Genomic DNA, 14,097 nt, shown 5'->3' with positions numbered 1-14,097 from the left:
GAGACCAGCACCCTTATGTGTGAAATGACCGCCCGCCCCTCTCACGTCTGTGCGTACGAAAACTAGCTTCGTCGCCGGAGGTGACCGAACGATGACGGTCTGTGCCTGGGAGTCTGTGGCGGAGAGCGGGAACGAGCGGGGCGCCCGGCCCGGATGTGTGATCACCGCTGACGGGTCCTACGCGGCACGCCTCGCGCTGGACGGCGAGTCCTGGTTTCCGGAGCGCTGGACGCTGGACGGCCCCGAGCCGTACGCCGTGCCGCTGCCGGGCAACCAGCCCGAGGAGCCCGGCACCGAGGTGCTGCCGATGTCCGACGGGCGGGTGCTGATCCACCGTGTCGCGGACCGGCGGCACACGTTCTCGCTGCTGTATCCGACGGGGCCGGCCACCGGTGAGCTGCCGCTCGGCGCGGTGGAGTGCCCGGACGAGGGGACCCGGCTGCGGCTGCTGCCGCCCGCGCCGGGCGGGGACCGGGCGTACGCCCTCGCGGTGGGCGGTGGCTCCACGGCGGTGTGGCTGGTGGCGGCCGGCGCGTTCGGGCCCGAGCATCTGGCCGAGGTGCCGGGGCACTGCTCGGGCGGGGTGTGGCTGGACGCGACGGGACGGCTGCTGGCCCTGGACCGCACGCTGAACGGTCGTACGAAGACGGTCGTGGTCGACCTGGAGCGCGGCGGCGAGATGTCGCCGCTGCTCCAGATCGCGGAGCACAGCGACGACCGGCTGCTCCTCGCGGACGCCGACAGCGGGCTGCTGCTCATCCGCTCGGACGCGCCGTCGCCGGGACACGACCGGCTGGGCTGGGGCGTACTGGGGAGCACGCTGCCGGTCCGCTTCCCGGAGTCCCTGCGGCTGACGGGCCCTCCGTCCCCCCTCGGCGTGAACGGGGGCGCGCCCCTCGTGCTGACACCGTTCGCCATCCAGCCGGGGCAGGTGCTGACGCCGGAGCGCTGTGCGGTGGCCCTGCGCGTCGACGGCCCGGCGGGCAGCTGGGTGGGGGTGTGGCGCCCCGCCGAACGCCAGATCCACCATCTTCCGGCGCCCGAGGGGTGGCTGGCGGGCACCGGGCTGTGGACCGAGGACGGGGTGCTGCATCTGCCGTTCGCGACGGCGGCGGTGCCCTGCGGGGTGGCGCGGGTGGCGGCACCGACGGGGACGGGCCCGGGAGATCCGGAGCGGTACGGCCCGGCCGCGCCGACGGCAGGACATACGCCGCCCGAGCCGCAGGCCCCGGATCCCTCGGGTCCTGCCGCCCCGCGTCCGGTGCCCCTGCAACAGGCCTCGCTCGCGGGCCGCCTGCTGAGACGCAGCGCACCCTCCGCACCGGCCCACCCCGAGGAGCCGGCGCCGCCGCACGCCGAACACTCCCCGCTTCCGGCCGAGACACCCCCCGCCACCCCAACTCCCGCCGTGGCAGCCCGATAGACTCACCCGGCTGTACGAAGGATCTTGTTGACGGGGTGAACACTTCCTATGAACGACACCAGCACCACCTGTCCACCGCTGCCCGAGGCTCAGGAAGCCGCAGATCACGGCCACGGCCGGCACCGGGGTCCGGTCTCCGCACAGGACGACGAGGCAACCCCTCGCGGCCGGCACCGCAAGCCGTCCGACTACCAGGCGGACCCCTGGCACTGAGTCAGCCCAGGTACTGAGTCAGTACCTGTATCGAGTCAGCACCTGTATCGAGTCAGCACCTGTACTGACTCATGGCACGCGGAGGAAGACCCGGCTCGAGCAGGGGGGTATCGCTCCCTCCTGCTCGACCGTCGGACGGCCGCTCAGCGACCCGGCGAGGCCGGGGAAACCGCGGCGTCCCGGCCCCGCCTGAGCCCCAGCACCTCCACCGCGGCGAACGTCTCGCCCTTCGGCCGGTCCGCGTAGTGCGGGGTGAGCAGCGCATCCAGTTCGTCGTAGGTGAACGTGTCCTGCTTGGTGTCGAACTTGGCTGCCACCCGCGGCCGTTCGACGATCGCGACCATGCCGCCATGCACGACGAGCAGCTGCCCGTTGACGCCCGCGGCGGCCGGCGAGGCCAAGTAGCCGACGAGCGGGGCGACATGTGCGGGCGCGAGCGGGTCCAGCCCTTCATCGGGTTCCGCGAAACCCGCGAACACGTCCTCCGTCATACGGGTCCGGGCGCGCGGGCAGATGACGTTCGCCGTCACGCCGTACTTCGCGAGCGCCAGGGCCGTGGACGTGGTCAGCCCGACGATCCCGCCTTTCGCCGCGGCGTAGTTGGGCTGGCCCGCCGAGCCCGCCAGGAACGCCTCCGACGAGGTGTTCACGATCCGTCCGTACACGGGCCCGTCGGCCGCCTTGGAGCGTGCTCGCCAGTGCACGGACGCGAAGTGGGTCGTGTTGAAGTGCCCTTTGAGGTGCACCCGGACGACCGAGTCCCACTCGTCCTCGGACATCGAGAAGATCATCCGGTCGCGCAGGATGCCCGCGTTGTTGACCAGGATGTCCAGCTTTCCGAACTCGGCGACCGTCAACTCGACCAGTGCACGGGCCTGTTCGTGGTCGGCGACGTCCCCGGTGTGGGCGGCGGCCCGGCCGCCCGCCGCGCGGATCTCGGCGGCGACCTCCTCGGCGGGCGTGCCCGACGCCGCGCCGGAGCCGTCCCGTCCGGGCTGCCCGTAGTCGTTGACGACGACGACGGCGCCCAGCCGGGCGAGTTCCAGTGCCTCGGCCCGGCCGAGCCCGCGCCCCGCGCCGGTGACGATCGCGGTCAGCCCCTCAAGTGGCAGTGACATCAGGGTCCTTAGCGGTGGTGGCGGTCGAATGCGGGTCAGATCTCGATGCAGGTACGCAGGGCGGTGCCCGTCCGCATCTGGTCGAGGGCCTCGTTGATCTCGGCGAGCGGCACCCGGTGGGTGATCAGGCCCTCCAGGTCGATGCGTCCGGCACGCCACAGCGCGATGGTCCGTTCGTACGAGCGCAGCACGTCGCCGCCGCCGTACATCGAGGGCAGGATCCGCTTCTCGTCGAAGAACAGCTCGAACATGTTGAGCTGGAGGAAGTCGTCCAGCGCGCCCGCGCCGACGACGACGAGTGTGCCGCCGCGCCGGGTGTTCTCGTACGCGGTCCGGGCCGTGGCCGACCTGCCGACGACCTCGAAGACGTAGTCGAAGCCCTCGCCGCCGGTCACCGCCTGCTTGGCCGCGGCCAGCTCGTCCGGCGACACCGCCTGCGTGGCACCGAACCTGAGCGCGGACTCACGGCGGGAGGCGACCGGGTCGACGGCGACGATCTCGGCCGCGCCCTTGAGGCGGGCGCCCTGGACGGCGGAGATGCCGACGCCGCCGCAGCCGATGACGGCGACCGACGAACCGGCCGCCACGTCCGCGGTGTTGAGGGCGGCGCCCAGTCCCGTGGTCACCCCGCAGCCGATGAGGGCGGCGATGTCGAAGGGCACGTCGTCCGGGATCGGCACGGCGCTGCCCGCGTCGACGACGACCTCCTCGGCGAAGGTGCCGGTGCCCGCGAAGCCGAAGACATCACCGCCGGGGCGCCTGAAGTTGGGCGTGCCCGCGTTCATGAACCCGGCCAGACACAGCTGGCTCTGGCCGCGCTTGCAGGCGGGACAGACCCCGCAGGCGGGCAGCCAGCACACGACGACCCGGTCGCCGGGCTTCAGGTGGCTGACGCCTTCGCCGACCTCGACGATCTCGCCGGCGCCCTCGTGCCCGGGTACGAACGGCGCGGGCTGCGGCAGTACGCCGCTCATCGCGGACAGGTCCGAGTGACACAGTCCGGTGGCCCGCACCCGGATCCTCACCCTGCCGGGCCCGAAGCCCACCGACTCGACGTCGTCGAGGACTTCGAGCTTGTCCTGGCCGATCTCGTGCAGTACGGCTGCGCGCATGGTGCGGCTCCCCTCGGGTGTACGGACGTACGGACGTACCGGGCTCAGGAGTGGGCGACGACGGTGTCGGCCAGCACGGGGGCGTCGTCCCGCTCGACGGCCGTCACCGAGACCTGGACCTGGCCGTCCCGTTGCCACATGCGGATGCGCAGCGTCTCGCCGGGGAAGACGACCCCGGCGAAGCGCGTGCGGTAGGAGCGGACGCGGGTCACATCCCCGGCGAGGCGGGTGTCGACGACCGCCTTGAGCGTCATGCCGTAGGTGCACAATCCGTGCAGGATGGGCCGGTCGAACCCGGCGAGCTTCGCGAACTCGGGGTCGGCGTGCAGCGGGTTCCAGTCGCCGGACAGGCGGTACAACAGGGCCTGGTCCTCGCGGATCGGCCGCTCGACCACGGCGGTGGGCTCATCCACCGGCGGTTCGAGGCGTGTGGACGGGCCCCGGTCGCCGCCGAAGCCGCCCTCTCCGCGGACGAAGATCTGGGCGTCGTTCGTCCACAACGGGCCCTCGGCGTCGGAGACTTCGGTGCGCATGACCAGGATGGCGGCCTTGCCCTTGTCGTAGACGGCCGCGATGCGCGAGGTGGCGTTCGCCGTGCCCGTCACCGGGATCGGGCGGTGGAGCTCGACGGTCTGGCCGCCGTGCAGAACGCGGGCGAGGTCGACGTCGACGCCGGGCATGGACAGGCCGCCGATCACGCCGGGTGAGCCGGCGCCCGCGACGGTGGCGAAGCTGGGCAGCACGTGCAGCCGGGACTCCAGGGTGTAGCGCAGCTCGTCGGGGCCGGTCGCCGGGATGCCCGCGCCGAGGCCCAGGTGGTAGAGCAGTACGTCCTTGTGGTCCCAGGAGATCTCGGCGGACCGGGGTTCCGCGGCGACGGCCTTGGCTGCGTCGATGGGCATGGGGCTCCTGATCACTAGTGCGTAAGACCTCGGTGCGGCCGTCCGCACCGTCGGCCGCACCGAGGTCGTCACTGGGCCGGGGAACCCGCCTGTTCTAGAACGCGTTCCAGTACGGCGACCCCTTGTATAGCCCAGCGCCCATTACTTGTGAAGGCTCCTGACACCATGTCAGATCGCGGCGCGCGGGTTCCGGCACCCATGACATTTGTCCCGGCGGATTCCGTACAAGCGCATCTGCCGCCCCCGCCTCCCGGCTCGTAGCGTCGTACCCATGACGAAACCCACGGGGACACCGGGGACGCGTCCGCCGCGTCGCGCGGACGGCGCGACAGGGGACGGGGAGCGGGGGCGGCGGACGGGGAGCAGGGGCGGGGAACGGCGACGGGGAACGGGGAACGGGGAGCAGAGATGACCGGGAACAGCGATCCGATGACCTGCCGCATCCACGAGGTGCGGGAGGCGCGGCGTGCCTGGAAGGAGGCGTGGCCGCCCCGGCGCGCCGCCTTCCGGGCCCGGCGGAAGTCCGGGGAGCCGGCCCCCGAGGAGATGGGTCCGCCGCACAGCGGTTTCGCCCTGCTGCCGTGGCTGCTGATGGGCATGGGCGCGTTCTCCAACCTTCTGCAGGGCACGACCCCGAACCCGTGGATCGGCGGGATGGGTCTGCTCGCCTTCAACTCCCTTTACATCTCCGTGGTGTTCCGCGCCTTCGTGAAGGAGAAGCGGGACGCGCCCGCGACCCGCTGGGTGCTCGTCGCGATGCTGGCGATCACCAGCGGGCTCGGGATCGGCTACGGCGGCAGCTGGCTGTACTTCTTCCCGCTGCTCGGCCTGGCGGTCGGCGCGGTCACCCGGGGCAGGACGCTCCCGAAGCTCGCGTTCGCCCTGAGCGCGCTGGCGGGGACCATAGCCGGGTTCCGGGACGGCTGGGGCGCGGTCGGCATCGGGTACGCCACCTTCCTGTCCACCGCGGTCACGGCGGCGATCCTCTCCCTCTCCGAGGCGGTACGGGAGCTGCGCGCGGCCCGCGAGGAACTGGCCCGGCGCGCCGTCGAGAAGGAACGTCTGCGCTTCTCCCGCGATCTGCACGACCTGCTCGGCCACACGCTCTCCGTGATCGTCGTGAAGTCGGAGGCGGCCCGCCGGCTGGCCCACCGCGACCTGGAGGCGGCGCTGCTCCAGGTGACCGACATCGAGTCCGTCGGCCGTCAGGCGCTGACGGAGATCCGCGAGGCCGTGACGGGCTACCGCGAGGGCAGCCTCACCACGGACCTGGACGGGGCCCGCTCGGCCCTGTCCGCGGCGAGCGTCGACCCCGTGGTCCGCCGGTCCGGCCCACCGCTCACGCCCCAGACGGAGGCACTGCTCGGCTGGGTGGTCCGCGAGGCGGTCACCAACGTCGTCCGCCACAGCGACGCCACCCGCTGCGAGATCACGGTCGACGGCACCCCGGACCGCGTCCGTCTGAAGATCACGGACAACGGCACGGGCGCCACGGTGTCCGAGCCCCTGGAGGGTCTCGGCGGCACGGGCCTCAAAGGACTGACCGAGCGTCTGGCGGCGGCAGGCGGCTCACTGGAGGCGGGCCGGGCCCCGAGGGTCGGCTTCCTGGTCACCGCGGAACTCCCGGTGGACGCGACGGAGCCGGCGAACGCGGAGTCGGCGAACGGAGAGTTGGCGGACAGGGAACCGGCGAACGCGGAGTCGGCGAGCACGGAGGCCGACTCGGGCGGGGCGGGTGCGCGGGGCGCTACGGAGGTGTCGGAGCGGGAACAACTCGCGTGACGTGCGCGCCCTACGCTTGCCCCGTGAACGAGATGCCGCAGGACCACCGGCCCGCCAAGTCCGTCCGGGTGCTGCTCGCCGAGGACCAAGGCATGATGCGTGGCGCCCTTGCCCTGTTGCTCGGTCTGGAGGAGGACATCGAGGTCGTGGCTCAGGTGGGCGCGGGGGACGCGATCGTCGACGCGGCCCTCGCTCACCGGCCGGACGTGGCGCTCCTCGACATCGAGCTGCCGGGGATGAGCGGGCTCGAAGCGGCGGCCGAGCTGCGGGAGCAGGCGCCCGGGTGCCGGGTGCTGATCCTCACCACCTTCGGGCGGCCCGGGTATCTGCGCCGGGCCATGGAGGCCGGGGCCGCCGGGTTCCTCGTCAAGGACGGGCCCGTGGAGGACCTGGCCGCCGCGATCCGGCGCGTGCTCACCGGGGAGACCGTGATCGACCCCGCGCTCGCCGCGGCCGCGCTCAGCGCCGGGCCCAATCCGCTCACCGCCCGTGAGTGCGACGTCCTCAAGGCGTCCGTGGACGGCGCGACCGTCGCCGACATCGCGGCCAAGCTGCGCCTGTCCGAGTCCACCGTCCGCAACTACCTCTCCTCCGCCATCGGCAAGACGGGCACCCGCAACCGCATGGAGGCGATGCGGGAGGCGCGGCAGCAGGGGTGGTTGTAGCGAGCCCCCCGCCGGGAGTAGCGGGGGCGTGCGCGCCACCGTCCGTCGGCTCAGCGAGCCCCCGTCGACCCCGTCACCACCGTCGACCGCGGCAGCCACAGCAGCATCAGCAGCGCCCCGCCGAGCAGCACGCATCCCCCCGTGCGGAACGCGAGTGCGTAGCCCTCCGTCAGGGCCTGTGCCGACCCGCGGCTTCCCGTGCGGGCCGCCGCGATCGTCGACATGACCGCGAGACCGAGCGAACCGCCCATCGTCCGCGACGTGTTGATCAGCCCAGACACCAGCCCGGCGTCCATCGGCGACGCCCCGGACGTCGCCAGCGAGGCGAGCGTCGTCGCCCCGAGGCCCCCGCCCAGCATCATCAGGATCCCGGGAAACATGATCGCGGTCGCGTACGTCCCGTCCGCCGTCATCGTCGACTGCCACCCGAACCCGGCCGCCGCCACCAGCGTGCCGAGCGCGGCCACATTGCGCGGCCCCACCACCGGCATGAGACGCGGCGCCAGCTTCGCCCCCAGCAGCACGGCCAGCGAACTCGGCACCAGCGCGAGCCCGGCGCCCAGCGGCGTGTAGCCGAGGACGTTCTGCGCGTACAGCGTCATGAAGAACCACATGCAGAACATCGCGGAGCCGTTCACGAACATGGCGACGTTCGCCGACGCCACCGGCCGCCGGCCCAGCAGCTTCAGCGGCATCAGCGGTTCCTTCGTCCGCGCCTCGACCGCCAGGAAGAGCCCGATCAGCGCGAGCCCGGCGCACAGCGGTACGAGCGTCGCGGCGGCCGTCCAGCCCTCCGCCTCCGTCTGCACGATCCCGTACGCGAGGGTCGCCAGGCCCGCCGTCACCAGCAGCGCGCCGGGCAGGTCGAGGCGTCGCCCGTCACGGGCCCGGCTCTCCGGCAGCCACCGCGCGGCCCCCGCCAGGACGACCGCGCCCACCGGCACGTTGATCAGCAGCACCCACCGCCACGTCAGGCCGTCCACGAGCAGCCCGCCGACGAGCCCGCCCGCCGCGCCCCCGCCCGCGCCGACCGCGGTCCAGGTCGCTATGGCGCGTGCGCGTGCGGCGCCCTCCGGGACGGCGGAGGTGACGAGCGTCAGCGTGGCGGGTGCGAGCACCGCCGCCCCCAGCCCCTGCACGGCCCGGGCGACCAGCAGTTGCCAGCCCTCCTGGGCGAGACCGCCGCCGAGGGACGCGAGCGTGAACAGGGCGAGCCCGGCGAGGAACGTGCGGTTGCGTCCGTACAGGTCGCCGGCCCGCCCGCCGAGCAGCATGAACCCCGCGAAGGCGATCGCGTACGCGTTCACCACCCACTGGAGTCCCGGAGCGCTCAGCCCCAGGTCGGCGCGCATCGACGGCAGCGCCACGTTCACGACGGACACGTCGAGGACGACGAGGAACTGTCCGGCGCAGGCGAGCGCGACCACCACCCAGGCGGGCGGTGCGGCACGGCTGGTCGTAGTACGGCTGTCTTCGGTGGCGGCGGCTCGGAGCATGGATGTCATGCTCTCAACCGGCCTACGCTCCTGGCATCGGATTTTCGCCGCAGCCGTACATCGGCCCGCAGGCCTAGTACTCCGGTCCTATGGAGTACGTCATGGAGTACGAGACCCCGAGCGCGGAGCACTATGCCCCGAGCGCGGAGCACTATGCCCCGAGCGCGACGGGCCGGTCCGCGCGCAGCAGCGTCACCACCGCCGCTCCGCCCAGTCCGATGTTGTGCGCGAGACCCACCCGGGCGCCCGGGACCTGGCGTGCCCCCGCCTCGCCGCGCAGCTGCCAGGTCAGCTCGGCGATCTGGGCGATACCCGTGGCGCCCAGCGGATGCCCCTTGGAGATCAGCCCGCCGGACGGGTTCACGACCCACCGGCCGCCGTAGGTCGTCGCTCCCGACTCGACCAGCTTCCCGGACTCCCCGGCCACGCACATGCCGAGTGCCTCGTACGTCAGCAGCTCGTTGATCGAGAAGCAGTCGTGCAGTTCCACCACGTCGACGTCCTCGATGCCGAGCCCGGCACGCTCGTACACCCGGCGGGCGGCCTCCCGCGACATCGGCCGGCCGACGACGTCGATGCAGGACCCCGACGCGAAGGACTCCTCCGTGTCCGTCGTCATCGCCTGCGCGACGATCTCCACCACCCTGTCCCCCAGCCCGTGCCGCTGCGCGAAGCGTTCGGAGACGACCACGGCGGCCGCCGCTCCGTCCGAGGTGGGTGAGCACTGGAGCTTGGTCAGCGGGCGGTGCACCGGGCGCGACGCGAGGATCTCGTCGACGGTGTACACGTCCTGGAACTGGGCGTACGGGTTGTGCGCCGAGTGCCGGTGGTTCTTGGCCCCGACCGCGGCCAGTTGCGCCTCGGTCGTCCCGTACTTCTCCATGTGCTCGCGCGCCGCGTCGCCGAAGATCTGCGCGGTGGGCGGGGTCGCCTCGAAGCCGTGCCGGGCGGCCATCACGCCGTAGTGGCGGGCGACCGGCGAGCTCCGGAAGTCGCCCCCGTCGGCCCCGCTCCCGAGCGAGCCGCGGGTCATCTTCTCGAACCCCAGCGCCAGTACGCAGTCCGAGATCCCGCCCTCGACGAACTGCCGTGCCAGCATCAACGCGGTCGAGCCGGTCGCGCAGTTGTTGTTGACGTTGTAGACGGGCACGCCGGTCAGGCCGAGTTCGTACGCGGCCCGCTGTCCGGCCGTCGACGCCTGGAAGCAGTAGCCGACCGGAACCTGTTCCACCTCGGTGTAGGCGATCCCCGCGTCCCCCAGGGCCTTGCCGCCCGCCTCCCGCACCATGTCCCAGTACTGCCAGTCACGGGTCTCGGGCTTCTCGAACCGCGTCATGCCGACGCCGGCGATATAGGCCTTCATGCCGCGAAAGATTAGAACACGTTCCATACGAGCGACAGAGCTGACGGTGCATCAGATTCTCACGGGAAGGTCAAGAATTCGTTAGTACGCCAAAGCATCGGAATAGTTGCCTGGGCGTACGGGGTTTACCCACCACTTATCCCGCACGGATCTCCCGAACGATCCCCTTCGCACCCTCTTTCCGGCCTGGAGGCCTCACGCAATGACGCACACGTCGACCGACCAGCCCGCCCGGAGAGCGACCGGCGCCCTCGTGCCGGTGCTCGCCTTCGCGGGCATCGTTGTCGCGGTGATGCAGACCCTGCTCGTCCCGGTCATCAAGGACCTGCCGACGCTGCTGAGCACGTCACCCAGCAACGCCACCTGGGTCCTGACCTCGACCCTGCTCTCGGGAGCCGTTGCCACGCCGATCATGGGCCGACTCGGCGACCTGTTCGGCAAGCGGCGCATGCTGTTCACCAGCCTGGCCGTGATGGTGGCCGGCGCGCTGGTCAGCGCGCTCACCAGCACACTGCTGCCGATGATCGTCGGCCGTACGCTCCAGGGCTTCGCCATGGGCGCGATCCCGCTCGGCATCGGCCTGATGCGCGACATGCTGCCCCGCGAGAAGCTCGGCTCGGCGATGGCCCTGATGAGCTCCTCGATCGGCGTCGGCGGCGGACTCGCGCTGCCCGCCGCGGCCCTGGTGGCCCAGCACACCGACTGGCACGCCCTGTTCTACGGCGCCGCGGGCCTCGGCGTCGTCTCCATCGTCCTCACCTTCCTCGTCGTGCCGGAGTCCCCGATGCGCGCCGAGGGCTCCTTCGACTATCTGGGCGCGCTCGGCCTGTCCGTCGGCCTGGTCCTGTTCCTGCTGCCGATCACCAAGGGCAGCGACTGGGGCTGGAGCTCGGCCACCACGCTCGGCCTGTTCGGCGCGGCGGTCGCCGTCCTGCTGCTGTGGGGCCTGATGGAGCTGAAGGTCGCCGCGCCGCTGGTGGACCTGCGCACCACCGCCCGCCCCGCGGTGCTCTTCACCAACCTCGCCTCGATCATGGTCGGCGTCTCGTTCTACGTCGTCTCACTCGTCCTGCCGCAGCTGCTCCAGCTGCCCGCCGCCACCGGCTACGGCCTCGGCCAGTCGATGGTCGTCGCGGGCCTGTGCGTGGCGCCGCTCGGCCTGACGATGATGTTCACGGCCCCCGTCTACGCCCGGATCTCGGCGAAGTACGGCCCCAAGGTCACCCTCATCATCGGCATGGTGATCATCGCCGTCGGTTACGGCGGCGGCCTCGGCCTGATGAACGCCGCCTGGCAGACCATCGTCATCTCGGTGGTGCTGGGCGCGGGCATCGGCCTCGCCTACTCCTCGCTGCCCGCGCTGATCGTCGGCGCGGTGCCGGCCTCGGAGACGGGGGCGGCCAACGGCCTCAACACCCTGATGCGGTCCATCGGCACGTCCGTGTCGAGCGCCGTCATCGGCATGGTCCTCGCCAACACCGCGCACCATGTCGGGGACGTCGCCGTCCCGACCATGCACGGCTTCCGCGTCTCCTTCCTGATCGCGACGGGCGCGGTGGCGGTCGGCCTGGTCCTGGCGCTCTTCCTGCCCCGGCAGCGCCAGGCGACCAAGCCGCAGCTGCGGGCCAGCAGCGAGGAGGACGCGGCGCTGGAGCGCGCGGCCGAGGTGCTCGGCGGCTTCCGCGGCCGGGTCCTGAACGCCGGGGGCGACCCGGTCGCCCGGGCCAAGGTCACACTGATCGACCGCCGTGGCCGCCAGGCGGGCGCGACGCTCTCCGCGGAGGACGGCAGCTACGCGCTCGCCGTACCCGCCCAGGGCGCGTACGTCCTGGCCGCCAAGGCCGCGGGGCACGGACCGCTCGCCTCGTCGGCGACGCACGCGGGCGACGACCGTCCGGTCGACGTCGATCTGTCGCTGCCGGGAGCGGACCGGAACAGCGGCGTTCCCGCCTGACCGGTGGGCGGCCCCCGGGCCGCCGTACGCGTCACTCCCGATCGCCCGCTCGCCCGCTCGCCCGCTCGCCCCCGTCGCACCCGCGACGGGGGCGAGCGCGTCGCGGGCCGGGCGCGGCCGGATGTTACGCGTTGAGCTCGGCCAGCACCCGCAGGGTGTGCGGGTCCGGGGCGAGCACCAGCAGGTCCGTCACCGGGCCCTTGCGCCACGATTCCAGCCGCTCGGCGATGCGCTCACGCGGTCCGACCAGGGAGATCTCGTCGGCGAAGGCGTCCGGGACGGCTCGCACGGCGTCCTCCCGGCGGCCGGCCAGGAACAGTTCCTGGATGCGCCGGGCCTCCTCCTCGTATCCCATGCGGGCCATCAGATCGGCGTGGAAGTTGCGGGCCGCGTGCCCCATCCCGCCGATGTAGAAGCCGAGCATCGCCTTCACGGGCAGCAGCCCCTCGGTGACGTCGTCGCACACCCGGGCGCGGGCCATGGGTGCCACGAGGAAGCCCTCACGGCGGTCGGCGAGCGCGGCCTCGTACGCCTCCGTCCGGGTCGGCGACCAGTACAGCGGCAGCCAGCCGTCCGCGATCCGGGCCGTCTGCGCGATGTTCTTCGGCCCCTCGGCGCCGAGCAGGACGGGCAGGTCGGCGCGCAGGGGATGGGTGATCGGCTTCAGCCCCCGGCCGAGGCCCGTCCCGTCTTCGCCGCGGTACGGGAGCGGGTGGCAGCGCCCGTCGAGTGCGACGGGCGCTTCCCGCCGGAGAACCTGGCGTACGACGTCCACGTACTCCCGGGTCGCGGTGAGCGGCGACCTGGGGAACGGGCGCCCGTACCAGCCCTCGACGACCTGCGGCCCCGACAGTCCGAGGCCGAGCATCATGCGCCCGCCGGAGAGGTGGTCGAGGGTGAGGGCGTGCATCGCGGTGGTGGTGGGCGACCGGGCGGCCATCTGTGCGACGGCGGTGCCCAGCCTGATCCGTGAGGTGTGGGCCGCGATCCAGGTCAGCGGGGTGAACGCGTCCGAACCCCAGGACTCGGCGGTCCACACGGAGTGGTACCCGAGCCGCTCCGCCTCCCGCGCCAGCGGCAGATGGGACGGGTCGGGGCCGCGCCCCCAGTAGCCGAGTGCGAGACCGAGCCGCATGTCCCCTCCAGGCATCACATTCTGACGGACCGTCAGCTGTACGGGTGCCTGCGACTGTACGACAACGGCCCCCCGCCCGAAAGGGCGAGGGGCCGTGCGCGCAAAGGGTGCGGGTCAGCCGCGCTGGATCCCGGACGCGTCCTGGAGGACGCCGCGGCGGCCGTCCTGCGTCTGGGCGACCAGCGCCGCGCCGCGCTGCTCGACGGCCAAGTACCAGGTGCCCGGCGCCAGTTCGGCGATCGGCGTCGGCGAACCGTCCTCGGCGTACAGCGGACGCGCCACCGGCACGGCGAACCAGAACGGCGAGAAGTCACCGGCGGGCTGGGCGGCCTGCGCCTGCTGGGGCGCCTGCGGCTGACCACCGAACGGCTGGCCCGGCTGCGGCTGCGGCTGACCGCCGTAGGGCTGCCCCGGCTGCTGGGCACCCGGGTAGCCGTAACCACTCGGCGGCTGGGCGCCGTAGGGCTGCGGGGCGACGGGCCTGGGGGCGCCGACGAGGGCGGTCTTGAGGGCTGGGACGAGTGGAGTGGCAATGGCGGCACCGGCCAGAATCAGCGCGGCGATCATGCCGAGGATGAGACCGGCACCCGCGCCGTTCGCGTCAATCGTCCACCAGAGCAGCGACCAGGCGGAAGCGACCGTCAGAGCTACGCCGACCGTCCCCATGTCGAGACCCGCCACCTTGCGCGGCTGCGGCAACGCCCGCGGGATCAGGATGAGCGCTGCTCCGACGACCCCGATCATGTAGGTGCCGAGCCCGAGACCCAGGCTGGAGCTCCAGGCGTTCGGGAAGTCGGCGCTTCCGCAGTAACTGCCGCTGCAGTCGGCTACGTCCAGAAACGACGCGATGAACAGCAACACCGCTGCTCCGATCACCACGCCGTCGCCTCGAGTGAGGGAGCGGATATTCACTTCACAGGTCCTTCGTCAGTCG

Annotated in this window: 12 protein-coding genes; 5 read left to right on the top strand and 7 right to left on the bottom strand. The window is 72.4% G+C overall.

The window, feature by feature from the left end; translation table 11 throughout:
- Nucleotides 1-91 precede the first annotated feature (91 nt).
- Entirely contained in the window at nucleotides 92-1,423 is a 1,332-nt protein-coding gene (locus tag GTY58_RS30625) for a hypothetical protein (protein ID WP_010987276.1), read from the top strand.
- 48 nt (nucleotides 1,424-1,471) lie between these two features.
- Nucleotides 1,472-1,636, top strand: a complete 165-nt coding sequence (locus GTY58_RS39860) for a hypothetical protein (RefSeq protein ID WP_010987275.1) — start codon at nucleotides 1,472-1,474, stop codon at nucleotides 1,634-1,636.
- A gap of 143 nt (nucleotides 1,637-1,779) precedes the next feature.
- Here GTY58_RS39860 and GTY58_RS30620 read toward each other — a convergent pair whose 3' ends face one another.
- Genes GTY58_RS30620 through GTY58_RS30610 form a run of 3 tightly spaced genes read right to left on the bottom strand, consistent with a single transcriptional unit; the run spans nucleotide 1,780 to nucleotide 4,768 of the window.
- Nucleotides 1,780-2,754, bottom strand: a complete 975-nt coding sequence (locus GTY58_RS30620; RefSeq protein ID WP_010987274.1) for a 3-oxoacyl-ACP reductase — start codon at nucleotides 2,752-2,754, stop codon at nucleotides 1,780-1,782.
- 35 nt (nucleotides 2,755-2,789) lie between these two features.
- On the bottom strand, nucleotides 2,790-3,866 hold the full coding sequence (locus tag GTY58_RS30615) for a Zn-dependent alcohol dehydrogenase (protein ID WP_010987273.1): 1,077 nt from the start codon (nucleotides 3,864-3,866) through the stop codon (nucleotides 2,790-2,792).
- A 44-nt stretch (nucleotides 3,867-3,910) separates the two neighbouring features.
- Nucleotides 3,911-4,768 (bottom strand): MaoC/PaaZ C-terminal domain-containing protein, encoded by an 858-nt coding sequence (locus tag GTY58_RS30610; RefSeq protein ID WP_010987272.1) that lies wholly within the window; start codon nucleotides 4,766-4,768, stop codon nucleotides 3,911-3,913.
- Nucleotides 4,769-5,176: 408 nt separating this feature from the next.
- Here GTY58_RS30610 and GTY58_RS30605 point away from each other — a divergent pair, with 408 nt between their 5' ends.
- Both GTY58_RS30605 and GTY58_RS30600 read left to right on the top strand, forming a co-directional pair.
- Entirely contained in the window at nucleotides 5,177-6,550 is a 1,374-nt protein-coding gene (locus GTY58_RS30605; RefSeq protein WP_010987271.1) for a sensor histidine kinase, read from the top strand.
- A gap of 32 nt (nucleotides 6,551-6,582) precedes the next feature.
- Nucleotides 6,583-7,215: a response regulator transcription factor gene (locus GTY58_RS30600; protein WP_010987270.1), complete on the top strand. Its 633-nt coding sequence runs from the start codon at nucleotides 6,583-6,585 to the stop codon at nucleotides 7,213-7,215.
- 50 nt (nucleotides 7,216-7,265) lie between these two features.
- On the opposite strand, the gene GTY58_RS30595 is transcribed toward GTY58_RS30600, so the two are convergent.
- Nucleotides 7,266-8,720 carry a DHA2 family efflux MFS transporter permease subunit gene (locus GTY58_RS30595; RefSeq protein WP_010987269.1) on the bottom strand — a complete coding sequence of 485 codons (1,455 nt, stop codon included), beginning with the start codon at nucleotides 8,718-8,720 and terminating at the stop codon, nucleotides 7,266-7,268.
- Between the two features lie 142 nt (nucleotides 8,721-8,862).
- A complete protein-coding gene (locus GTY58_RS30590) occupies nucleotides 8,863-10,074 on the bottom strand; it encodes a lipid-transfer protein (RefSeq protein WP_037645580.1) in 1,212 nt (403 codons plus the stop codon).
- 202 nt (nucleotides 10,075-10,276) lie between these two features.
- On the opposite strand from GTY58_RS30590, the gene GTY58_RS30585 reads away from it, so the two are divergent.
- A complete protein-coding gene (locus GTY58_RS30585) occupies nucleotides 10,277-12,028 on the top strand; it encodes an MFS transporter (protein ID WP_010987267.1) in 1,752 nt (583 codons plus the stop codon).
- Between the two features lie 124 nt (nucleotides 12,029-12,152).
- Here the strand turns inward: GTY58_RS30585 and GTY58_RS30580 are convergent, their stop codons facing one another.
- On the bottom strand, nucleotides 12,153-13,163 hold the full coding sequence (locus GTY58_RS30580) for an LLM class F420-dependent oxidoreductase (protein ID WP_010987266.1): 1,011 nt from the start codon (nucleotides 13,161-13,163) through the stop codon (nucleotides 12,153-12,155).
- Nucleotides 13,164-13,277: 114 nt separating this feature from the next.
- Nucleotides 13,278-14,075, bottom strand: a complete 798-nt coding sequence (locus tag GTY58_RS30575; RefSeq protein WP_010987265.1) for a DUF5336 domain-containing protein — start codon at nucleotides 14,073-14,075, stop codon at nucleotides 13,278-13,280.
- Between the last annotated feature and the right edge of the window lie 22 nt (nucleotides 14,076-14,097).

This window comes from Streptomyces sp. SID5469 (assembly GCF_009862865.1).
GTDB classification, from domain to species: Bacteria; Actinomycetota; Actinomycetes; order Streptomycetales; family Streptomycetaceae; genus Streptomyces; species Streptomyces avermitilis.
The sequence above is the reverse complement of the archived record's forward strand: the minus strand, read 5'-3'. Positions and strand labels throughout refer to the sequence as shown.